General features: G+C 64.1%; 24 protein-coding genes and 1 tRNA gene. 15 read left to right on the forward strand and 10 right to left on the reverse strand.

Annotated features, from left to right (window positions below):
• The first annotated feature begins 161 nt into the window (after nucleotides 1-161).
• From FJ953_RS26230 to FJ953_RS26255, 6 genes are all read left to right on the forward strand, one after another.
• Complete coding sequence (locus FJ953_RS26230; RefSeq protein WP_140492477.1) at nucleotides 162-413, forward strand: hypothetical protein; 252 nt, start codon at nucleotides 162-164, stop codon at nucleotides 411-413.
• 7 nt (nucleotides 414-420) lie between these two features.
• On the forward strand, nucleotides 421-1,305 hold the full coding sequence (gene pdxY / locus FJ953_RS26235; RefSeq protein ID WP_140625382.1) for a pyridoxal kinase PdxY: 885 nt from the start codon (nucleotides 421-423) through the stop codon (nucleotides 1,303-1,305).
• The gene (locus tag FJ953_RS26240) at nucleotides 1,302-2,069 is read left to right on the forward strand and encodes a DUF429 domain-containing protein (protein WP_140625383.1); all 768 of its coding nucleotides are present in this window, start codon (nucleotides 1,302-1,304) and stop codon (nucleotides 2,067-2,069) included. Before pdxY ends, FJ953_RS26240 begins: the two co-directional genes overlap by 4 nt.
• A 138-nt stretch (nucleotides 2,070-2,207) precedes the next feature.
• Nucleotides 2,208-2,852, forward strand: coding sequence for a carbonic anhydrase (locus FJ953_RS26245; protein ID WP_140492485.1), 645 nt, complete (start codon nucleotides 2,208-2,210; stop codon nucleotides 2,850-2,852).
• Nucleotides 2,853-2,872: 20 nt separating this feature from the next.
• Nucleotides 2,873-3,283, forward strand: coding sequence for a nuclear transport factor 2 family protein (locus FJ953_RS26250; RefSeq protein WP_181168552.1), 411 nt, complete (start codon nucleotides 2,873-2,875; stop codon nucleotides 3,281-3,283).
• Nucleotides 3,284-3,368: 85 nt separating this feature from the next.
• On the forward strand, nucleotides 3,369-5,423 hold the full coding sequence (locus tag FJ953_RS26255; protein ID WP_140625384.1) for a M3 family metallopeptidase: 2,055 nt from the start codon (nucleotides 3,369-3,371) through the stop codon (nucleotides 5,421-5,423).
• Between the two features lie 113 nt (nucleotides 5,424-5,536).
• Here FJ953_RS26255 and FJ953_RS26260 read toward each other — a convergent pair whose 3' ends face one another.
• The 4 genes from FJ953_RS26260 to FJ953_RS26275 all read right to left on the reverse strand — a co-directional run bounded on the left by FJ953_RS26260 (nucleotide 5,537) and on the right by FJ953_RS26275 (nucleotide 10,191).
• Nucleotides 5,537-7,063 (reverse strand): M81 family metallopeptidase, encoded by a 1,527-nt coding sequence (locus FJ953_RS26260; protein ID WP_140580201.1) that lies wholly within the window; start codon nucleotides 7,061-7,063, stop codon nucleotides 5,537-5,539.
• 78 nt (nucleotides 7,064-7,141) lie between these two features.
• A complete protein-coding gene (locus tag FJ953_RS26265; protein ID WP_140554800.1) occupies nucleotides 7,142-7,966 on the reverse strand; it encodes a carbohydrate ABC transporter permease in 825 nt (274 codons plus the stop codon).
• Nucleotides 7,963-8,832, reverse strand: coding sequence for a sugar ABC transporter permease (locus tag FJ953_RS26270; RefSeq protein WP_140625385.1), 870 nt, complete (start codon nucleotides 8,830-8,832; stop codon nucleotides 7,963-7,965). Before FJ953_RS26270 ends, FJ953_RS26265 begins: the two co-directional genes overlap by 4 nt.
• A 126-nt stretch (nucleotides 8,833-8,958) precedes the next feature.
• Nucleotides 8,959-10,191 carry a sugar ABC transporter substrate-binding protein gene (locus FJ953_RS26275; protein WP_140625386.1) on the reverse strand — a complete coding sequence of 411 codons (1,233 nt, stop codon included), beginning with the start codon at nucleotides 10,189-10,191 and terminating at the stop codon, nucleotides 8,959-8,961.
• Nucleotides 10,192-10,472: 281 nt separating this feature from the next.
• On the opposite strand from FJ953_RS26275, the gene FJ953_RS26280 reads away from it, so the two are divergent.
• From FJ953_RS26280 to FJ953_RS26290, 3 genes are read left to right on the forward strand one after another with little or no spacing between them, the layout of a single operon-like run.
• Nucleotides 10,473-11,243: an SDR family oxidoreductase gene (locus FJ953_RS26280; protein ID WP_140625387.1), complete on the forward strand. Its 771-nt coding sequence runs from the start codon at nucleotides 10,473-10,475 to the stop codon at nucleotides 11,241-11,243.
• A 2-nt stretch (nucleotides 11,244-11,245) separates the two neighbouring features.
• Nucleotides 11,246-12,313, forward strand: a complete 1,068-nt coding sequence (gene ugpC, locus FJ953_RS26285; protein WP_140625388.1) for a sn-glycerol-3-phosphate ABC transporter ATP-binding protein UgpC — start codon at nucleotides 11,246-11,248, stop codon at nucleotides 12,311-12,313.
• A 24-nt stretch (nucleotides 12,314-12,337) separates the two neighbouring features.
• A complete protein-coding gene (locus FJ953_RS26290; protein WP_140492512.1) occupies nucleotides 12,338-13,219 on the forward strand; it encodes a MurR/RpiR family transcriptional regulator in 882 nt (293 codons plus the stop codon).
• Nucleotides 13,220-13,222: 3 nt separating this feature from the next.
• Here the strand turns inward: FJ953_RS26290 and FJ953_RS26295 are convergent, their stop codons facing one another.
• Both FJ953_RS26295 and FJ953_RS26300 read right to left on the reverse strand, forming a co-directional pair.
• The gene (locus FJ953_RS26295; RefSeq protein WP_140554805.1) at nucleotides 13,223-13,540 is read right to left on the reverse strand and encodes a DUF167 family protein; all 318 of its coding nucleotides are present in this window, start codon (nucleotides 13,538-13,540) and stop codon (nucleotides 13,223-13,225) included.
• A gap of 13 nt (nucleotides 13,541-13,553) precedes the next feature.
• Nucleotides 13,554-13,844, reverse strand: coding sequence for a YggT family protein (locus tag FJ953_RS26300; RefSeq protein ID WP_140492518.1), 291 nt, complete (start codon nucleotides 13,842-13,844; stop codon nucleotides 13,554-13,556).
• Between the two features lie 136 nt (nucleotides 13,845-13,980).
• On the opposite strand from FJ953_RS26300, the gene FJ953_RS26305 reads away from it, so the two are divergent.
• The 5 genes from FJ953_RS26305 (at nucleotide 13,981) to FJ953_RS26330 (ending at nucleotide 17,510) form a co-directional block, all read left to right on the forward strand.
• A tRNA-Ala gene (locus FJ953_RS26305) sits at nucleotides 13,981-14,056 on the forward strand.
• 325 nt (nucleotides 14,057-14,381) lie between these two features.
• Nucleotides 14,382-15,128: a helix-turn-helix transcriptional regulator gene (locus tag FJ953_RS26310; protein WP_140492521.1), complete on the forward strand. Its 747-nt coding sequence runs from the start codon at nucleotides 14,382-14,384 to the stop codon at nucleotides 15,126-15,128.
• A 402-nt stretch (nucleotides 15,129-15,530) separates the two neighbouring features.
• Nucleotides 15,531-16,625 carry a SagB/ThcOx family dehydrogenase gene (locus FJ953_RS26320; protein ID WP_246674902.1) on the forward strand — a complete coding sequence of 365 codons (1,095 nt, stop codon included), beginning with the start codon at nucleotides 15,531-15,533 and terminating at the stop codon, nucleotides 16,623-16,625.
• A 68-nt stretch (nucleotides 16,626-16,693) separates the two neighbouring features.
• Nucleotides 16,694-16,945 (forward strand): hypothetical protein, encoded by a 252-nt coding sequence (locus tag FJ953_RS26325; RefSeq protein ID WP_140625389.1) that lies wholly within the window; start codon nucleotides 16,694-16,696, stop codon nucleotides 16,943-16,945.
• Between the two features lie 241 nt (nucleotides 16,946-17,186).
• Nucleotides 17,187-17,510, forward strand: a complete 324-nt coding sequence (locus tag FJ953_RS26330; protein ID WP_140625390.1) for a hypothetical protein — start codon at nucleotides 17,187-17,189, stop codon at nucleotides 17,508-17,510.
• A gap of 74 nt (nucleotides 17,511-17,584) precedes the next feature.
• Here FJ953_RS26330 and FJ953_RS26335 read toward each other — a convergent pair whose 3' ends face one another.
• The 4 genes from FJ953_RS26335 to FJ953_RS26350 are packed head-to-tail and all read right to left on the reverse strand — an operon-like array spanning nucleotide 17,585 to nucleotide 20,764.
• Nucleotides 17,585-18,520, reverse strand: a complete 936-nt coding sequence (locus tag FJ953_RS26335; protein ID WP_140625391.1) for an energy transducer TonB — start codon at nucleotides 18,518-18,520, stop codon at nucleotides 17,585-17,587.
• Nucleotides 18,517-18,984: a TonB system transport protein ExbD gene (gene exbD / locus FJ953_RS26340; protein WP_140524638.1), complete on the reverse strand. Its 468-nt coding sequence runs from the start codon at nucleotides 18,982-18,984 to the stop codon at nucleotides 18,517-18,519. The genes FJ953_RS26335 and exbD overlap by 4 nt, the downstream gene beginning before the upstream one ends.
• A 12-nt stretch (nucleotides 18,985-18,996) precedes the next feature.
• Nucleotides 18,997-19,917 (reverse strand): tonB-system energizer ExbB, encoded by a 921-nt coding sequence (gene exbB, locus FJ953_RS26345; protein ID WP_140625392.1) that lies wholly within the window; start codon nucleotides 19,915-19,917, stop codon nucleotides 18,997-18,999.
• Between the two features lie 55 nt (nucleotides 19,918-19,972).
• A complete protein-coding gene (locus FJ953_RS26350; protein WP_224704352.1) occupies nucleotides 19,973-20,764 on the reverse strand; it encodes an ATP-binding cassette domain-containing protein in 792 nt (263 codons plus the stop codon).
• A 218-nt stretch (nucleotides 20,765-20,982) separates the two neighbouring features.
• On the opposite strand from FJ953_RS26350, the gene FJ953_RS26355 reads away from it, so the two are divergent.
• On the forward strand, nucleotides 20,983-21,669 hold the full coding sequence (locus tag FJ953_RS26355) for an isochorismatase family cysteine hydrolase (protein ID WP_140625393.1): 687 nt from the start codon (nucleotides 20,983-20,985) through the stop codon (nucleotides 21,667-21,669).
• Nucleotides 21,670-21,730 lie beyond the last annotated feature (61 nt).

Genomic DNA, 21,730 nt, shown 5'->3' on the forward strand with positions numbered 1-21,730 from the left:
ATCGGTCCCCTCGGTAGAAGTTGCATGCGAAGCATTACCACAATCGGCGCGCAAGAAAACGACCTCGGCGCAGACGGTTACCGATGGGGTTACGGTCGGTCGCAAGGCGCTGTAATTGACGGAGCGAACGCGGTAAGGTCGCCACGAAACAGGACAGCATCATGGTGCAGCGCCAGGACAGCGACACCGAATCGCGCCGCATCCTCGAGCGCGTCGCGCGCGAAACCGATCCGGCCGCCACTTCGCTCGCGGCGCGGACCGCGAAGGCCGTTCGCGACCACGTCGCGGCGGCCGATGCCGACCGCGCGGATCCGATCGAAGTCTGGGGCACGCGCATTGGCCGGATAATTGGGCTGCTGCTGGCGCTGGGCCTGATGGTCTGGCTCGTGCTTTTCCTCACCCGGGGCAGTTAGGATTCCAATGAGCACCGAGCAAGCCGACGCGCCGCGCGCGGTCATCGTCATTTCCAGCCATGTCGCACGCGGCTCGGTCGGCAATCGCGCCGCCGTCTTTGCGCTGGAATCGCTGGGTTTCCCGGTATGGGCGGTGCCGACAATCATCCTGCCCTGGCATCCCGGCCATGGGCGCGCGACCCGCATCGTGCCGCCGCTCGATCAGTTCAAGGCATTGATGGCCGATCTGGAGCGCGCGCCGTGGCTGGGCGAGGTCGGGGCGGTGCTGTCGGGCTATCTCGGCGAGGCCGGCCAGGCCGAAGCCGTCGCCTCGCTGGTCGCCGCGGTCAAGGCGAGGACGCCCGACGCCGTCTATATCTGCGATCCGGTAATGGGCGATTCGGGCGGGCTCTATGTGCCGGAGCCGACGGCGATCGCCATGCGCGACCGGCTGATGCCGATCGCCGACATTGCCACCCCTAACCGCTATGAGCTGGAATGGATGGCCGGCGTGCCGTTGCCCGACCTGAAGTCGGTGATGGCGGCGGCGCTCCATGCCGGGCCGTCGACCATGCTGGTCACCTCGGCGCCATCGATGATTTCAGGCGGCACCGGGAATCTTCTGCTCGACGGCAGCCAGGCGCTGCTCGCCGAGCACCGCGTCATCGACAAGCCGCCGAACGGTTTGGGCGACCTGACAGCGGCGGTCTACCTGGCGCGCATCCTCTCCGGCCAGCCGGCGATCAAGGCGCTGCAATCGACGACGGCGGCGGTCTACGAGATCCTGGCGCGCACGGCCAAACGCGGCGGCGACGAATTGCAGCTCGAAACCGATGCGCAGAGCCTGTCGCACCCGATGGCGATGGTGCAGCTTCGCCATCTCACGCATCCGGGGCGGGACCGCCGCGCGTGACATCGGCACGGGTGCTGGTCGGCGCGGACGGCTGCAAGGCCGGCTGGGTCGCCGTTCGGAGCGCTCCGAACGCGGCGCCTTCGGTCGAGGTCTTCGCCAGCTTCGCCGCGCTGCTGTCGGCGGTTCCCGACGACGCGATCGTCGCCGTCGACATGCCGATCGGCCTGCCTGAATTTTCGAGCAAGGGCGGGCGCGGGCCGGAGGCGCAGGTCAGGCGGCTGCTCGGGCCGCGCCAATCCGGCGTCTTCTCGATCCCGTCTCGTGCGGCACTCTACGCCGATACCGCCGAGTTCACTTCGATCGAAGCCTGGTACGCCGCGCACCGCCGGGCGAGCGACGTGGCCAGGACGACATCCGATCCGCCGCGCGGCGTTTCGATCCAGGCATTCGGCATCTTTGGCAAAATACGCGAGATCGATACGTTGCTGATCTCGCGGCCCGAACTGCGTGGCCGCGTCTTCGAATCGCATCCGGAAGTGGCTTTCTGTCGGCTCAACGGCGGGCAGGCCATGCTGCTGCCGAAGAAGGTCAAGGGCAGCATCAATCCGGCCGGCATGGCGGAACGCAAGGCGCTGCTTAGCCGGCACGGCTATGCCATAGACTTCCTCGATCAGGCGCCGCCGCGCGGTGCGGCCGATGACGATTTCCTCGATGCGGCGGCGATGATGCTGATCGCCGGCCGCATCGCCGCCTGCACGGCACGGCCGTTTCCCGACCCGCCACTTACCGACGGCTTTGGCATACCGGTCGCCATCTGGGCGTGACAACATTGCCCAGCTTTGCGCCTGACGCAGGGCATTTCTCACCAACCCCACAATTCTGCATTGCTCGCGACGGGCTTTTACCGCTAGAGCGTTTTCTCGACCGCAACGAGCTGCCGCCTCCAACCCGGAAAGCCGCCCATGCCTCACCTTCCCGACCACCTTCTTGCCGGCTACCGCAATTTCATGAACGGTCGCTATCTCACCGAGAGCGGCCGCTATCGCGAGCTCGCCCGGGAGGGGCAAGCGCCGGAAACCATGATCGTCGCGTGCTGCGATTCCCGCTCGGCTCCCGAGGCGATCTTCGACGCAGGGCCCGGCGAACTCTTCGTGCTGCGCAATGTCGGCAATCTGGTGCCGCCTTACGAGCCGGACGGCGAGTTCCACTCGACCTCGGCCGCGCTCGAATTCGCGGTGCAGAGCCTCAAGGTCAAGAACATCGTTGTCATGGGCCATGGCCGCTGCGGCGGTATCCGTGCCGCGCTCGACGCCAATTCCGCGCCACTGTCGCCGGGCGATTTCATCGGCAAATGGATGAGCCTGATCGCGCCGGCCGCCGAGACCGTGTCGGCCAGCACCTTCATGACTGCGACGGAGCGCCAGACGGCGCTGGAGCGCATCTCGATCCGCTATTCCCTCGCCAATCTCAGGACCTTTCCCTGCGTCTCGATCCTTGAGGGCAAGGGGCGGCTGTCGCTGCACGGTGCCTGGTTCGACATTTCGACCGGCGAGCTCTGGGTGATGAACAAGGAAACCGGCGATTTCGAGCGCCCGGTGCTGGAGTGACCGAAACGGCACGCCAGGCAATGAACATCCGGCCGGTCATGTTCACCGCCGCCGCACTGCTGATGGCGATCATGGCCGCCCGCGCCGATGACGGCGCCATCATCAGCCGCTGGTATTCGGCCCTGCTGGTCGCCGACCGCACCGAACTTTCCGACCTGCTCGCCGACAATGTGCGCATCGAACTCGACGACCTCGGCATCGTGCAGGGAAAGCAGGAGTTCATCGCCTCTCTCGACGAATGGAAAGGTGCGGTTGCTGGTGCCGCGATCCGACACCGGATCGAGAAGAACGAAGGCGGCGTCACCACGGTGATCGCCTGCTACGACTTCCCCGACAACGACATGCTGATGCATGAGACCTTCGCCATAGCGGGCGACCGCATCACGGCCAGCACGCAGAAAGCGCTTGCGGAAAGCTGCGAAGCCTACTGACCGGCAGCGCTGTTGCGCGCGCCGGACGAGCGCCCTACATCGGTGATTTCAGCCCCTCCCGACCTGCCAGCCCGAAAGACAATCCATGCCCGCCACGAAAGCCGTCGACCTCGCCGCCCATCCGCTGACCACGTGGCAAGGGCCACTCGGCCTGCCCGATTTCGCCCGATTTGGCGACGACGAGTTCGCACCCGTCTTCGACGCGGCGCTGAAGGCGCATGAGGCCGAGATCGAGGCCATTGCCGCGAACGAGGATACGCCGACCATCGAGAACACGCTTCAAGCCCTGGAGCTCGCCGGCGAAGCGCTCGACCATGTCTCGTCGATCTTCTGGTGCCGTGCCGGGGCCCACACCAACGAGGACATCCAGGCGCTGGAGCGCGACATCTCGCCAAGGATGTCGAGGCATTTCTCGGCGATCTCGATGAATGAAAGGCTCTTTGCCCGCATCGACGACCTTTACCGGCGCCGCGAGACGCTCAAGCTCGATGCCGAGACGTTGCGGGTGCTGGAAAAGACCTGGAAGGGTTTTGTCCGCTCGGGCGCGAAACTCGATGCGGATGGCAAGAAGCGGCTGGCAGGGATCAATGAGGAGCTGTCGTCGCTCGGCACCAGCTTCGGCCAGAACGTGCTTGCCGACGAACGCGACTGGGCGCTGTTCCTGGACGAGGCCGACCTGGCCGGCCTGCCGGATTTCGTGAAGAGCTCGATGGCCGAAGCCGCCGAGACGCGCGGCCAGAAAGGCCGCTACGCCGTCACTTTGTCGCGCTCGATCTACGAGCCGTTCTCGACCTTCTCGGAGCGCCGCGACTTGCGCGAGATCGCCTTTCGCGCCTTCACCATGCGCGGCCAGAATGGCGGCGCGACGGACAATACAGCCGTCGTGCGCGACATGCTGAAGCTGCGCGCCGAGAAGGCGAAGCTGCTCGGCTACGGCTCCTTCGCGGCGCTGAAGCTCGACGACACCATGGCCAAGACGCCCAAGGCGGTGCACGACCTGCTCGATCCCGTATGGGAAAAGGCGCTGGAAAAGGCCGCCGCCGACCAAAAGGAGCTGGAACGGCTGGCGGCGGAAGCCGGCAGCAACGAAAAATTCGCCGCCTGGGATTGGCGTTTCTACCAGGAGAAGCTGCGCGCGGAGAAATTCGCCTTCGACGAGGCGGAATTGAAGCCCTATCTCCAGCTCGACCGGATCATCGATGCCTGTTTCGACGTCGCGACAAGACTGTTCGGCATCACCTTCGAAGAGAGGAAAGGCATTGCCGCCTGGCATCCGGACGCGCGTGTGTTCGTGGTGAAGAATGCCGATGGCAGCGAGCGCGGCCTGTTCCTGGCCGACTATTTCGCGCGGCCGTCGAAACGCTCCGGGGCCTGGATGAGCGCACTGAAATCAGGCTACCGCCTGGGCCCCGGCGCGAGCCCGATCATCTACAACATCATGAATTTCGCCAAGCCGCCCCTGGGCGAGCCGGCGCTGCTGTCGGTGGACGAGGCGAAGACCTTGTTCCATGAATTCGGCCATGCCCTGCACGGCATGCTGACCGACGTCACCTGGCCTTCGGTGTCGGGCACTTCCGTCAGCCGCGATTTCGTCGAACTGCCCTCGCAGCTCTACGAACACTGGCTGACCGTGCCGGCGGTGCTGGAAAAGCACGCTTTGCATGTCAAGACCGGCCTGCCGATGCCGAAGGCGCTGCTCGACAAGATGCTGGCGGCGCGCACCTTCGGGGCTGGCTTTGCCACGGTGGAATTCACCGCCTCGGCGCTGATCGACATGGCCTTCCATGCAAGGCCCCACGCGCCTGAGGAGCCACTTCGTTTCGAGGCCGAAACGCTCGAAAAACTCGACATGCCCGACACCATCGCGATGCGCCACCGCACGCCGCATTTCGGCCATGTCTTTGCCGGCGAGGGCTATTCGGCCGGCTACTATTCCTACATGTGGTCGGAAGTACTCGACGCCGACGCCTTCGCCGCTTTCGAGGAGACGGGCGACCCCTTCAATCCCGCGCTGGCCGAGCGGCTGAGAAAGAACATCTATGCCGCCGGCGGCTCGAAGGATCCGGAAGAACTCTACACCGCGTTTCGCGGCAAGATGCCGTCGCCGGAAGCCATGATGGTGAAGCGGGGGCTGGTGTAGGGCGAGCCTTCCCTTCTCCCCTTGTTGTGGGAGAAGGTGGATCGGCGCGCAGCGCCGAGACGGTTGAGGGGTGTTCCAGCGGAGTGAGGCGTGGGTGTTCCCTGGAACGCCCCTCATCCGTCGCCTTCGGCGACACCTTCTCCCACAAGGGAAGAAGGGGGAGCCTTGTCCTTCCACGGATCCGCCACCCTTGGCCAGATCGCCCGCTTCAGTTTCCTGTAATCCGTCACCGCCGGATTGCTGGGATACGCGCTCGGCGCCGAGAGATAGATGATCTCGGCGGCGATCGGTTCGAAGCCGGCGTAGAAATGGTTGGTCGATTTGATCAGCAGCATGTCCTTGGCCAGCGGATCGACGCCGATGTTGGAAAAAATGTCCGGCTCGAAGGTCTGCGTACGGTTGGTGTTGAGGATGATGTCGACCTCGGTGCCCTCGATGCGGATCAACGCGGCGGGCCCGAGCGTCACCCGGCTCGGCCCGAAGCTCTGCCAACCTTCGGCGAGAACTTTCAGCACTGTGACACGGGCGTCGATCGGCTCGCCGGCCTGGGGCCCGGCCTTGCCGCCGAAACGCAGGTCGATGACGGCGCCCTCGCCCGCGGCCCGGCAGAAGGTCACGGCGACCGGATCCCAGATCGTCGCCACGCCGACATTGTCGATGCCGCGGGCCAAAAGCTCCCGCAGCACGATGGTGCCGTCACCCGGCACGCCGCCGCCCGGATTGTCCCAGATGTCGGCGATGACCACCGGCCTGCCGCGCTTTTCAGCGTGCACCACCAGCGCCCGATCGATGCCATCGCCGGCGCTCAGCATCGTCATCGCCGTCTTTTCGCGCATCGCGTAGAGCTCGCGTCCCAGCGTTTCGGCCAGCGCGTCGCCCTTGGCCTTGTCATTGTCGGTGACGACGAGGATACGCGTGCCCATTTCGGGCACATCCGCCGCCATGAAGCCATGGATGACCGAGACCGACAGCACGCCGTCCCTGCCGTGCAGCGCCTTGATACGGTCGACGAAGGAGCGCATCGGTTCGCGGCTGGTCGGCAGCACCTGGATCATGCGGCAGTCGAAGGTCGAGATGACGGGCTTGATCTCGCCACGCGCCGCGGCAAGGCCGAGCTCGACGACATGCTCGCCGCGCTCGTAGAAGTCGGTGTGCGGGAATTCGAGGAAATAGGCCATGATATCAGATGCCGCCACGCGCTTGGGCGTGAGATGACTGTGCGGATCGAACTCGCAAGCGATCACCACGCCAGGCCCGACGATCTCGCGCACCCGTTCGAGCAGGTCGCCCTCGCAGTCGTCATAGCCCTGCGCCACCATGGCGCCATGCAGGCCGAGAATGACGGCCTCGACCGGCAGCGCTGCTCGGAGCTGGCCCAGAATCTCGTCGCGCAGCGCCTCGTAGGTCTGCCGCTGCACCAGCCCGCCGGGCTCGGCCCAGGTGGCGGTGCCCTCGATGACGGTCAATCCCTCTGCGGCCGCGCGCCGGCGCAGCACGACGATCGGCGAGGAGCACAGCGTCGGCGTCTCCGGATGCTTGCCCGGCCCGGCATAGAAGGCCATCTCGAACGATGCCCTGTCGGTCGGCACCGGCGAGAAGGTGTTGGTTTCCGTCGCCAGCGAGGCGGTGAAGATGCGCATGAAAGCTCCGTGGACAGGTTACTCTTCGCTCTCGCAATTCCGGACGGAAAACCGCCACACACTTTTTCAATGGAATTGCTATTTGACGGCCCCGAGCGCCAGCCCCCGCACGAGGTACCGCTGCAGCCAGATGAACAGGATCGCCACTGGCAACGTCGCCAGCAGCGTGGCGGCCATGACGTGATGCCATTCGATGGTGTAGCGCCCGGCGACCAGCGAGAACACCTGGATCGGCAGCGTGTAGCTCTCCTGGCTGCGCAGCATGGTGAGCGCCACGACGAATTCGTTCCAGGCGTTGATGAAGGTGAAGATGGCGGTGACGGCAATGGCCGGCAGGCAGAGCGGCAGGAACACTTTGCGCAGCGTCAGCCAGCGGCCGGCGCCTTCCATCCAGGCCGCCTCCTCGAGATCGCGCGGGATGGTGTCGAAATAGCTCTGCAGCATCCACACGGTGAAGGCGACGTTGAAGGCCATGTAGATGAAGCCGAGCGCGGTCGTCGATTCGACCAGCCCCCAGGCGGCCATCAACCGGAACAGGCCCAGCACCAGCACGATCGGCGAGATCATCTGCGAGATCAGCAGGAACTGGCGGAAGGCGCCATAGCCGGCAAAACGAAAGCGCGACATGGCATAGGCCGCCGGCACGGAGATCAGGATGGCGCCGACGGTGGCGATCACCGAGACATAGAGCGAATTGGCGAGCGCCCGGCCGAAGCCGGTCGCCACCCACATGTCGGCAAAATTCGACCAGCGGAATTCGCTCGGCCACCATGTCGGCGACAGCACCTCCTGCCGCGGCTTGACCGCGGTCAGGAACATCACCGCGAAGGGGAAGACCGTCACCACGATCAAAGGCGCCAGCAGCAGCCAGGCGATGACGGTACGCTTCAGCTTGCTCCTCATGCGTGCTGCTCCCGCATGGCGAGGCGCACATAGATCATGGTGAAGACCAGCAATATGGCGAACATCACCAGCGACACGGCGGAAGCCTCCCCCAGTTTGCCGATGCGGAAGGCAAGCTTGTAGAGGTGGGTGACCAGGATGTCGGTCGAGTTGGCCGGCCCGCCCTGCGTCATTACCCAGATGATCGGGAAGGAATTGAAGACGTAGATGGTGTTGAGCACGATGGCGATGTTGATGAACGGTTTCAGGAGCGGAAAGGTGATTTCGCGGAACTGCTGTGCCGGCGTCGCTCCTTCGAGCGCAGCGGCCTCGTAGAGATCGTCCGGAATCGAAGACAGGCCGCCAAGGAAGATCGTCGTGGTGAACGGCACCGTCACCAATATGCCGATCAGCACCTGCATCGGGAACGCCGTCTCGGCGCTGGCCAGCCATTGGACATTGTGATCGATCAGGCCGAGGCCGAGCAGCGCCGAATTCAGCATGCCGCTTTCGCCGCTCAGCGCCCAGCGCCAGACCACCGCCGTCATGGTCAGCGAGACCGCCCAGGGCAGCATGATGATGACGCGGGCAAGGCCGCGGCCGTAAAAATCGGTGTTGAGGATGATCGCGACCGGGATCGACAGAAGCAGCGCGCCGCCAACCACCAGCACGGTCCATATCCCCGTGCGCCACAGTGCGGCGACGAAATCGGGATCGGCGGTGAGGGCGGCGAAATTGGCAAGGCCGCTGAATTCGCGCAGCTGGCCGAAACGGTTGACGTCATGCGTGGCGATCTGGATCAGGTCCCAGACCGGCCAGAAGATCACGATTGCCGCCAGGAACAGGCTGGGCAAGGTCAGCAGATAGGGCAAGAAGCGATTTTGCATCGGCTGGCCTGCAACCTCGGCGCACGGGATCGGAAGGTTCTGCTTATGCGGATTTCGGATCGGGAGACCAAAGATGTGGCGCGCCCCGCCTGAGTGGGGCGCGCCACGGGCGCAGGGAGATACGCCCTATTTCTTCAGCACGGCGTTGGCCTTCGCCGCAGCATCCTTCAAACCTGCCTCCGGGTCGCCGCCGAGATATATCTTCTGGATCGCGTCCGAGGTGATCTGGGCGATCTCTTCCCAGCCCGGGATGACCGGCGCGAAGCGGGCGTCGGGCAACAGCGCGGTGAAGGCGGCGAGGTCGGCATTGTTGACGTAATAGTCCATCTTGGCCTCTTCCTTGTTCACCGGCAGGAAGCCTTCGCCTTGCGTGAACTTGGCGCGCTGCTCCGTGGTGAACAGGAAGTCGAGCAGTTTCCAGGCCTCGTCCTTGTTCTTGGAGTTCTTGAACATGATGATGGAATCGGTGACGCCATAGGTGCCGCGCGCGCCCGTCGGGCCGGCGGGTATAGCCGCCACGCCGTATTTCAGGCTCGGCGCCTCTTCCTTGATCTGGTTGGACAGGAAGGGTGCGGTGATCATCATGCCGACCTTGCCCTGCTTGAACAGGTTCTGGACGTCCTCACGGTTGTTGGAGGTGACGCCAGGCTCCGTCAGGCCCTCGTCGATCATTGACTTGTAGAGCTTGGCGGCTTCGAGCGCGCCAGGCGTGCTCAAGCCCGATGTGCCGTCCTTGTTGAGGATCTCGGTGCCGTATGACCACATCGCATAATAATAATAAACGTCGGTCTCGATCTCCTTGCCCTGCAGGCCGAAGCCGAATGTGCCGGACCCCAGCGCCTTGATCTTGCGGGCGTCCTCCTGCAGCTCGGTCCAATTGGCCGGCGGCTTGGCGATGCCTGCCTTCTCGAACAGCTCCTTGTTGTAATACATGGCGCGCGCCGAAGCGGCGATCGGCAGGCCGTAGGTCTTGCCGTCCATGATCGAGGGCGACAAGAACGTGTCGATGAAGCGGCCCTTGAAGTCTGGCGTGATGTAGCTGTCGAGCGGCTCGGCGACGTCCTGCTGCACGAAATCGATCAGCCAGCGCGTGCCGATGATCGAGAGATCCGCATTGGTGCCGGCGGTGATGTCGGTGGTCAGCTTCTGCAAGAGCACATCCCACGGCACCACTTCGAACTTGACCGTGATGCCGGGGTTCTTTGCCTCGAACTCCTTCTTGACCTCCTCGAAGTAGGGGCCGGTCTTGGCGCTGTATTCGGCGACGGTGACGCGCACCTCGCCGGCTTGCGCCTGTGCCGCGAAGGTCAGCATGCTCATTCCGGCCATCAAGCCGACAGTCCATTTCGCAATGCTCATCCGATCTCTCCCATTTTGTTCAGCGCTTTTTGCGCTCCTCACGCCGATGTTGACGCAGGATTATGTGACTTTCCTACATTATCGGGGAATTGGCAGCACGCAAGCAGATTATCGTGTTGCTTAATTACATTCCATTCACTAGCCTGCCGACATCTGCCTAGAGCAGTTCACCGTTTCACGGAAACGGAGAACCACTCTAACTCTTTGTTTTGACGCAATTCCGGACCGAAAATCGTATACACTTTCCTGGAATCGCTCGAACTGCCGGAGGAGCAAGCGCCGTGGTTTCGAAAGCCGAGTTCGAAGGCCGCACTGTCGTTGTCACGGGCGCCGGCGGCGGCCTTGGCACAGCGATCGTCGCGTTGCTGGCCGGAAGAGGCGCGCGGGTGGTCGGCTGCGATCAATCGGAGGAGGCGCTGGCAAGCCCGCACCTCGCCTCGCGCCATGTCTTCAACCTTCTCGACCGGGTTTCAGTCGAGGCAGCCATCGCGGCCGTGCTCGACAAGGACGGCGTGCCCGACATCCTGATCAACAATGCCGGCTGGACGCGCGCGGAGACGCTCGGCGCATTGACGACCGACAGGATAGGGCAGGAAGTCGACCTCAACCTGACCGGCGTGATGACTTTTGCCGACCCGCTGGTCAAGGCGATGGCGGCGCGCGGTTCTGGCAGCGTCGTCTTCATTTCTTCCGTCAACGCCATCGCCCATTTCGGCAACCCCGCCTATGCCGCCGCCAAGGCCGGTATCAACGCCTATGCCAAGGCGATCGCCGTCGAGCTCGGCCGCAGCGGCGTTCGCGCCAATGTCGTCTGTCCGGGATCGATCCGTACCGCCGCCTGGGACCATCGCCTGGCCAAGAACCCGGATATTCTCGGCAAGCTCCAGCGGCTCTATCCGCTCGGCCGCATCGTCAATGCCTCGGAGGTGGCGGAAGCCGTGGCGTTTCTTGCCTCCGACCGGGCGTCCGGCGTAACGGGCGTGGTGATGCCGGTGGATGCCGGCCTGACCGCCGGCTGCCTGCCGTTCATCGACGACATATTGGGAGCGTGACCATGACCGACGTCCAGTTCCGCGACCTTTCGAAATCTTTCGGCCAGCACAGCATCCTCGAGAACATCGACCTCGACATCGAGAGCGGCGAATTCGTCGTGCTGGTCGGCCCGTCCGGGTGCGGCAAGTCGACCTTGCTGCGCATGCTGGCCGGACTGGAAACGATAAGCTCGGGCGATCTCGTCATTGGCGGCGTGCGCGCCAACGACCTGCCGCCACAGCAGCGCAACATCGCCATGGTCTTCCAGTCGTATGCGCTGTTTCCGCACCTCAAGGCCTCCGACAATATCGGCTTTGGGCCGAAAATCCGCGGCGAGAACCGCGCCGCGGTCGAGGACAAGGTCAAGAAGGCATCCGGCGTCCTCAATCTGTTCTCCTATCTCGACCGTTACCCCCGGCAATTGTCGGGCGGTCAGCGCCAGCGCGTCGCCATGGGCCGCGCCATCGTGCGCGAGCCCTCGGTCTTCCTGTTCGACGAACCGCTATCCAACCTCGACGCGCAATTGCGGGTGCAGATGCGCACCGAGATCAAGGCGCTGCACCAGAGACTGAAATCGACGGTCGTCTACGTCACCCACGATCAGATCGAGGCCATGACCATGGCCGACCGCATCGTGGTGATGGATCGCGGCCGGATCCAGCAGGTCGGGCCGCCGCTGGAGCTCTATGACCGGCCGGCCAACAAGTTCGTCGCCGGCTTTCTCGGCTCGCCCTCGATGAGTTTCGTTTCCGGGTCCCTCAAGACGACGGCCACGAACAGCTGGTTCGAATCGACCGGCGGCGGAAGGCTTGCGCTTGGCGGCAAAGAGGTGCCGACAGGCGGTGCGGTGGAGGCCGGCATCCGGCCCGAACATTTTGTCATCGGCGAAGCGGCCGACGCGATGACCATCAAAGTGGACGTCGTCGAGCCGACGGGCTCCGAAACCCATGTCTACGGCGCTATCGGCAACGATACGGTGCGCGTCGTCTTCCGAGACCGGATGCAGGTGAAGCCCGGCGACCGCCTGCCGGTCTCGGTCGAGCCGCGCAACATCCATCTTTTCGAGAAGGCGACGGGCCTGCCTCTATGAAAGCACAAGCGTGAAGACACCGGCATGAAGACACCGGCCGACATCATCACCCGGTTGCAGCTGATGTCGCAGGACGGCACCAAGTCGGATCGCCGGTTGGCGGGCCTGGTCCTGTCCGATCTCGATTTCGCCTCCAAGGCGGCGATCTCGGAGATCGCCGCGCGCGTCGGTGTCAGCGAGCCGACGGTGACCCGCTTCTGCCGCAATCTCGGCTGCGAAGGCCTGCGCGACTTCAAGTTCTACTTGGCGCAGGCGATCGCCATCGGCGGCCAGTATCTGTCGCCCGAGCCGCTGAGCCGCGACGCCCGCGAGCAGCGCATCGCATCGGCCATCACCGAGGCGGCGATATCGGCCATCCAGCGCGCCAGCGAAAACCTCGACATGACGACGCTGGTCGATGTCGCCGCGCGCATTGCCACGTCAGGCAACGTGCTGTGCGTCGGCTCCGGCGGCATTTCCTCGATGATGGCGACCGAAATGCAGAACCGGCTGTTCAGGCTGGGCCTGCCGGTGCTGGCGCAGATCGACGGGCAATTGCAGCGCATGTACGCCGCCGTGGCCACGCCCGACACCACGCTGGTCGCCTTCTCGGTTTCCGGCTATGCACGGTCGGTCATCGAGGCGGTGCAGGTCGCGCAGCAATATGGCGCCACAACGGTCGCCGTCACCGCGCCGGACTCGGCATTGGCCAGGGCCGCCGACACCGTCATCCATTTGCAGCCGCTCGAGGACGGCAACATCTACAAGCCGACATCGTCGCGCTATGCGCTGCTGGCGATCGTCGACATGATCGTCACGTCGGTGGCCGAGACGCGCGGCCCGAAGGTGCTGGAGAATTTGCGCCGCATCAAGCAGAGCGTGAACACGCTGAAGGTCGACGATCCGCGTTTGCCGCTGGGCGATTGAACTTCAGGCCGAAGCACTGAGCGCCTCGATGCGCTGCATCAGCACCTGGGGTTCACCCGTCACGCGCAGCGTCTTGAGCCGTGCCGTGCCGCCGGCGACAACCGAAACGGCCGAGGCCGGCACTCCAAGAGTCTTGGCGGCCAGCTTCTCCAGCGCTTGATTGGCGGCGCCGTTTTCGGGTACGGCGCGGACCCGTGCCTTCAAATGGCTTCGCCCATCAGCCGATCTCTCTATGCCTTCGAACCTGTCCATGGAAGACTTCGGTGTCAGCCGGACGAACAATTCGATGCCGTTCTCGCGGATGCGGAACGGGGCACTCATGCGAGCATCGGGTTCACAGCACCAGCGGTGCCACGGTGGTGAGCAGGAACTGCCTGAGGAAGAACAGGATCAGCAGCAGGATGATCGGCGAGATGTCGATACCGCCAAGGTCCGGCATGAAACGTCGGATCGGCCTGAGCGCCGGTTCGGTCAGCCGGTAGAGCATGTTGCCGATGCTGCCGACAAACTGGTTGCGCGAGTTGACGACGTTGAAGGCATAGAGCCAGGAAAAGATCGCCGAGATGATGATGACCCACCAATAGAGGTCGAGCGCCATGACGATTGTTTGAATGAGGGCGAGCATGCCGGTCTCCAATTGTTGCCGACATGTAGCCATTGCGCGCGAAACCGGCAAGGGCAGGCTTCGGCCGCCAGGATTTCGGCAAAACGTCGCCTTGACAGAAAACTGCCGTGCCCGATAAATGCGCCATCCGCTGGACGGGGCTGTAGCTCAGCTGGGAGAGCGCGTCGTTCGCAATGACGAGGTCAGGGGTTCGATCCCCCTCAGCTCCACCAGCGGGATAGTCGTTTTCTTCTCTTCGCTGCATTGCAACAGCCGAAGCCACGTCGGTGGCTACGGTGCGAAATGTCACGACACTGACGCCCTTTTCCGTCCATCATGAAGGATTGCGAGAGCCTTCCGGGGCAAACGCCTGTCAATTGGACTTATGGCGGTGATCGCTATGGAATCGCGCTATTTTTTTTGGAATCCACCCCATTAGAGTGACATTACCAAATCAGTTTTTTCTGTGTGTTGTAGCAAGGCGTTTCGGTGGGGGCGGCTGACGGCGCTATACGGATTTGGAAGTCGATATGAAGAACCCGCCCGCGGAAGCAAAACGTGTCAATTCGCGAGTATCTCGCTGCAAATCTCAGACGGCTCTGTAAGGAGCATGCCTCGGTAAGCGCGGTATGCCGGGAACTGGGCATCAATCGCACGCAGTTCGAACGCTACCTTCAGGGACAGACTGTTCCGAACAAAGCGACAGCCAAGCTGATCTGCGACTATTTCCGCATCGACGAAGCCGAATTGTACCGGGAACCGGGCGCGCCGAAGCCTGCGGTTCGCGGCCTGCCACCGATTTCCGAAAGCCTGTTCAACCAAATGATCCGGCCGCCCGCCCCGTCGATCGCGGGCGGCACCTACTTCACCTATTTTTCGATCCCGGCCCGCCCCGACCTGTTGATGCGGTCGGTGACCTTCGTGCGGCGCGACGCCGAGCTGGTGACGTTCCGAAGGGTTACCGGATGGTCGGAGCGCCGGGGAACGACATGGGCGCGGGCGCGCGGCAATCATTACGGCGTGGCGATCTCGCGCCTGAACTGGATCTACTTCAGCGGCGTCAATCGCCGCCAGACCGGTGAACCATCGCTGATCTCGGTGCAGTGGGCTCCCATCTCGGAACCGGTACTGATTGGCAAGGCCATGCTTCTGACGGAAGCCGGGCCGGCCTTCGTGTCGGTCATCATGCGGCAGGACGTATCCATCGGCCCGCGGCAGGCGATCCGCATGGCGCACGTCGTCAAGCTCGACGACCCGAGCCTCGACCACCTCGTGGTCAGCCTCGCTCGGGACGGGCTGGACTGATCGCGTCAGAATCTTCCCTTTTTACGCTAAATAAGAATAACTCTATCCGGAAATAGCGTATGCCGGCAGTCATCTACTCCGTATGTGAGTAAAATCGATTTTTTGTACTTTAGGGTTAAGAAAGATAATTTAGATTAATGCAGTTTTACTACCATTTTAACAAACCATTAACTCTTTCGATCTTACCTTCCGCCCGTGGATCCCGTTTTTGGGGATCTTTTCAACAGATCCCATTTGGGGGTCAGGAAGGGATGAAAATGGCGAAGAAAGTGAACACTGCTCCGAAGCTGACGATTGCCGCAGGCACCCAGACCGTCTTCTTTTCGCAGGGCATGCACTACAACAAGCGCTGAGCTGCCCGAGGCGCCGGCGACGGTTGTTCGTCGGCGCCTCGCCTTCGCAATGACATTTCTGCATTCGGCTTTCGGCATCATGAAAATGCGCTCCGCAAAAACGCTTGTCTTCTACCCCGGCGCCAACAAGGTCACGGCGTGCAATTTCCTGACCAGAAGCGTCTTCGAATGCAGTTCCGAGGTGATCGGTCTTCTCGCATCCTGGGACAAATGGGCATCCGCCGCGGAGATCGCGCGGGACCACGGATGGTCGCGATCAGAGCTGGATGCCGTCATACCCCAATTGCTCGATTTTTCCGCACTGGTGACCGCCGGGTCGCAACTGGCCGAACAGGAGAGCCAATTCTCGGGACAATGGAACTGGGGCATTCCGACCGCGCTGATGCATTTCTGCGTCCAGGACAGCGAGTTCATGACCATCGAACAGGCGGAGGCGCGGCAGATCGAACGCGCCGGTCACACCGTGCAGCCCGACCTCGTGCTCAGGAATTCCGCGGCGGCCATCCGGCTGCCGGACGCGCTGGACGACAATGAACTCCTTGCCCTGATGGCCCAGCGTCGCACGAACCGGACGGCGGCGGCGCCCACCGTCACCGCGAAACAGCTTTCCGACTGCCTGTTCGCGGGCATGGGTATCACCGGCGAGACCAGCAACTGCGTTGGCGCCCTGCCGCTGGGCATGACCCCTTCCGGCGGCGCGAGAAACCCCTACGAAGCCTATGTGGTCGCGCCGGCAGTGGAAGGGCTGGAGCCCGGCGTCTATCACTACTCGGCTGTCGGACACGATCTTGAAAGGATTTCGGCGAACCACCTGCCGAAAATCTCCGAGCTGGTCGGCGGACAGGAATGGGCGGACCCCATGCCCTGCCTGGTCCTGCTCTGCGCAAGGCTCGACCGCACCATGTGGAAGTATGAGGACGCCAACGCTTATCGTGTCGTGCTGATCGAAGCTGGCCATATCGGCCAGAACATGATGCTTGCAGCGACCAGGCACGGCCTCTCGGCCTGCCCGACCGCGGCGCTCAGCCACTCGGCGATCAAGCGCCTGCTCGGCCTCGACCGGCTCACCGACGCGCCCATCTACGCCTTGACACTGTCTATCCCGGAAACCAATCCGCGCCCGGCAGCGGGGTCGATCAATTAGCCGATTGATTATGTTCAGAGTGCCCGGTGAGGGGTCCCCTGAATTCCACCACATCACAGGAGCAGCAAGTGGCCAACCAATCCCTACGCCAGTCCGAGATCGACAGTCTCCAATATATCGCGTCGATGGCCAATGAGCTGGTGCAGATGGCCGAAGCAAGCCGTTTCCCCATGATCTCCTATCTGCTGGGCATGGCTTATGCCGAGGCCTTCGACGTCCTTCGCGGCGCCCGGCCGGCCAGGCATCCGCAGCTCAGCGGCAATTCGACGCACCCCAGGACGCAGGCGAAAGACAATCGCGTCCAGCCGAGGAGGGCATAGCCAGATGCAGCCATCATCTCTGTGGCGTGCCCCGGGGACGTGCGCGGCAAGGCCTGCTGCCGTCCTTGAGGAAGGCCGCTGTCGGCTTGACCGCATCGAGATGGCCGATTGGTTGGAGCACGCGGGCGCAGAGGCAACATCATCCAAGGCCGGCCGGCCGATGCCGCTGCGATCCCTGCAATGATCGCCCGCAGCCCGCCGAACCGGCCTTTATGCACGACGACCTGAGGGGAACCCACAAATGAACATGATCGCAGCCATCAAAAGCGCCGATGTCGGTGAAAATGTCTTCAGCCGCCTCCATGCCCTGATCGCCAGCCGGCCGGCATCGCCGGATGCGGCGCGCCTGCAAGCGCGCCAACTGGTTTCCACGGCGATAGCCGACACCTGGCACGCCGACAGTCTCTGGGGCGCGGTGGATGCCTTCCATGCCCATTTCGACTTCATGATGCAGACCATCGAGATCAACGGCACCGGCGATCCGAACCTCAGGATCCTGCGCATGAGATGCCGCTTCTACCTCGAGCAGGTCGAGGCTCTGTGTCAGTCGATGAGCTATCGGTAGGCCGACCGTTCGACCTTGCTTTGATCCGTGGACGTCGTTTCTCCCGAACCGGGTTCAGTTTTGGGCGGCATGCATCAGTTCCGAAGGCTGAATACGAATGGTGCCGTGCGGCTGACGCGCGAACCCAGCTCCGGCGGCGGTGGCGGCACGGTGGCGCCCTGCAGCACGGCGAGCGCGGCGCGGTCGAGGTCGGGATCGCCCGAGGAGCGGACGATGCGCGCCGACGTCACCCGGCCTGAGGCGTCCACCGTGAAGGTGACGTTCGCATTGCCTTGCGAGCGTCGCGATTTCGCCGCGCTCGGATAGCGCGTATGCCGCTTGATCCATGACAGCAGCCGCGATTCCCACTTGGCCGGGCTGACGCCGGCCGCCCCGGACGCCGATTTCGGCGCGGCTGTCCTGGCGGCGGGCTTTGCCTCCGCGCTCGCGGCGGCTACCGTCTTCGGCGGTACCGTCTTCTCCTTCTTCGGCTTGGGCTTCTCGACGGGCTTTTTCACCTTGGCCTGGACGGGTTTCTTTTCCCTGGGCGTCTCGACCGGCTTCGGCTGCGGCAGCGGCACCACGACGTCAGGCGCGACCGTCTCGACCATGTCAGGGACGATCTCTTCAAGCGGGGGTTGGTCGGCCGGCTCAGCCCGCGTCGTTCCAGTCGGTTCGGTCGTGTCAGGCGGCGTTGCATCCGGCTCGGCAACGGGCTCCGCTTGCTCGACCATTTTCTCGGGCTCGGCTTCGGGCGCCTTTTCGGTCTCCTCGACCGGCTCGGCCTGGTCGGGCACAGCGGCGGCCTGCTCGGGCACGGCCGGCGTCACCACCATCGGCGCCATCTCGACCGCCAGCGCCGGTGGCGGCCCGCCATCCGCCGGGTCGACCGGGCTGAAGCTCTGCACCGCATAGGCGACCGCAACATGCGCCCCAAGCACCAGCGTGGCCGCAACCGCCCACAGGCCGAGGTCGCGCCAGCCGAGGCGCGACAGCTCCACCGTTGGCAAGGCGGCCGCTTGCCCGGTCATGGACCAGCGGCTCCGCTTGGCGCCACTGCGGGAGCATCGCCGGCGTGCGCAGCCTCCAGGCCGACCAGGGCGATCTTCAGGTAGCCGGCGCCGCGCAGCAGGTTCATCGCCTCCATCAGGTCGCCATAGGCAACCGCCTTGTCGGCGCGAAGGAAGATGCGCGCCTGCTTGTCGCCTTTGGTCCTGCCGTCAAGCGTGGCGGCGAAAACCTGGCGCGGCACGGTGTCGTTGCCGATCGCTAGCGAGAGGTCATCCTTCAACGTCAGGAACAGCGGCGTCTCCGGCCGCGGCGCCGGCGTCGCGGTCGAGCCCGGCAGGTCGACATTGACATCCACCGTCGCCAAGGGCGCTGCGACCATGAAGATGATCAGCAGCACCAGGATGACGTCGATGAAGGGCGTGACATTGATCTCGTGGCTTTCCTCGAGATCGTCGTCCATGGTCTGACGGATGCGGCTGCCCATGGTCTTGCCCCGCTACTGCGCCGCCAGCGCCGTTGCCGGCGCCACCGTGCGGAAATCGAGGTCGCGGCTGACCAGCCGCTCGACGCCAGCCGAGGCGTCGGCGAGGATCTGCCGGTAGCCGGCTATCGAGCGCGCAAAGACGTTGTAGATGACGACGGCCGGTATCGCGGCGACGAGCCCCATTGCGGTGGCGAGAAGGGCTTCGGCAATGCCCGGCGCCACCACCGCCAGATTGGTGGTCTGCGCCTGCGAAATGCCGATGAAGGCGTTCATGATGCCCCATACCGTGCCGAACAGACCGACGAAAGGCGCGGTCGAGCCGATCGTCGCCAGCAGGCCGGTGCCGCGCGACATGCGTCGCGCCGCCGCCGCCTCGATGCGTGTCAGGCGCGAGGCGACCCGTTCCTTCAGCCCGTCGCCGCCGGCATGGTCGAGCGCGCCGGCCGAAAGTGCCGCTTCTTCCTCCGCCGCCCGCACCAGCAGGGCGCCGGTGCCGCCGTTGCGGTCGAGCGCGCGGCTCGCCTGCTTCAGCGTCGCGGCATTGCCGATGGCCCGCGCGGCGCGACGAGCGCCAAGCTTGCCAGCAAGCACTTCCAGCGACTTGGCCAGCCATATCGTCCAGGTGACGAGCGAGGCGAAGGCCAGCCCGATCATCACCGCCTTGACGATGATGTCGGCAGCCATGAACATGCCCCATGGCGACAAATCGTGCGGCAAGCTCAGCGCCGGCGAGGGCTCGGCCGCGGTACCGGCCCCGGCTTGCGGCTGTGCAGGCGCTAGGGCTCCCACGGGAGCGGCGGGCGCGGCCGGCGATGGTGCTGGCGCCGTAATGGTGGCGGGCGTGCCGCTTGCCGGCTGCTCCTGCGCCGGCGCGCTGGCGGCCGCCAGCATGGCGGATGCAAACAGCGCTGCGAGAAAACCGGTTCTCGACATCGTCTTCTTCCTCGTTCTCACAGCCGCCAGTCTTCCCCGCCGTGGCGCTGAAGCGTCACTGGACGTAGCCGACGGGCTGGCCTGTGACGGGGTGCGCGAACACGCCCATCTCCACTCCGAAAATGCCCTTGAGCACATCGCCTTGCATGATTTCGCCGGGCGTGCCGCGCGTCAGCAGCCTGCCGTCCTTCAGGGCAATCAGCTCGTCGCAATAGCGCGCCGCCATGTTGGGATCGTGCAGCACCACGACGACGCAAAGATCGCGCTTGCGGCTGAGATCCCTGACCAACCCCAGCACCTCGACCTGATGGGAGATGTCGAGTGCCGAGATAGGCTCATCGAGCAGCATGACGCCGGCATTCTGCGCCACCAGCATGGCGAGCCAGGCGCGCTGGCGCTCGCCGCCCGACAGCTCGTCGACCAGCCGGTCGGCAAAGCCGGCCATGTCGGTCAGGGCCAGCGCTTCCTCGACATGCCGTCTGTCGTCCTGGCCGAAGCGGCCGAGCGCGCCATGCCACGGATAACGTCCGAGCGCCGCCAACTCGCGCACGGTCAAGCTGGTCGCCGCCGGCGTCGTCTGCGGCAGATAGGCAAGCGCCCGCGCCAGTTCGCGCGCACCCCACTGGGCCAAAGGCCGCCTGGCGAAGGTGATGGCGCCAGAGCTTGCCGGCTGCTGGCGCGCCAAAAGCTTGACCAGCGTCGACTTGCCGGACCCGTTGTGGCCGATCAGCCCGTAGACGCGCGCGCACTGCAATTCGAGCGAAACCGGACCGAGCAGCGTCCGCTCGCCCACGGCAAAGCGCACCGCGTCGATGTGGAAAGCAGTCTGGGTGTCAGTTCCGGTCAAGGTCCGTCTCCAGTACGGCTGCGGGCATGTCATCAATCCGGTTTTCGGCAACCGTGCCCGGTTGACTATGAAACATGACTTTAATAGTCAACAATGAAGTTGGGTTTTTGCATCAACAAACATCGTGACGCCTGATGCCGCTTCGAATTTCAGGCAAGGAAGCGTTTCCGTGAAGCGATGAACCGCTCTAAGGTCTTCGCTGAAACAGGAAACCGCGCATGATCAAGGCGACACCCTTCGACTTTCCCTATGACGGCAGGCTGGTGGCCGAGAACACCGCGCTGGTCGTGATCGACCTGCAGCAGGATTTCCTGTCGACGACGGGTTACTTCGCCAGGAAGGGATATGATCCCTCGCCGTTGAGAGCGATCCTGCCCGCGGTGAGCCGGCTGATCGCCGCTGCCCGCGAGGCGGGCGTCAGCATCGTCCATACAAGGCAGGGCTACCGGGCCGACATGGCCGACATGACGCCTTACGAGAAATGGCGCCGCAGGCGGGCCGGCCTCGACGGCACCGAGATCCTGCTTCGTTCGGGTCCGGGTTTTCAGATCGCTCCGGAGATCGACGTCGCGCCGCAGGACATCATCGTCGACAAGACCTGCAACGGCGCCTTCACCTATACGGATTTCGAGCTCGTGCTGCGCGCGCGAGGCATCACGCATCTTCTGTTTTGCGGATGCACGACGGATGTCTGCGTGCACACGACGCTGCGCGAAGCCTGCGACCGCAACTTCCAGTGCCTGACGATCTCCGACGCCTGCGCCAGCGGCGACGGACGGGCACATGAGGCGGCCCTTCACATGGTGACGGTCGAAGACGGCGTCTTCGGCGTGCTGGCGGATTCTGGTGCAGTCATTGAAGGCCTGTCACGGCTGGGTAGCAAGGCGCTAAAGGATCAGGATTGATAGCGTAGCGCAAAGCAGCAAGGCGCGCAGATCATCGACTCGAACGGACAGCACCTCGTCC

Source organism: Mesorhizobium sp. B2-3-6 (genome assembly GCF_006442305.1).
Classification (GTDB): domain Bacteria; phylum Pseudomonadota; class Alphaproteobacteria; order Rhizobiales; family Rhizobiaceae; genus Mesorhizobium.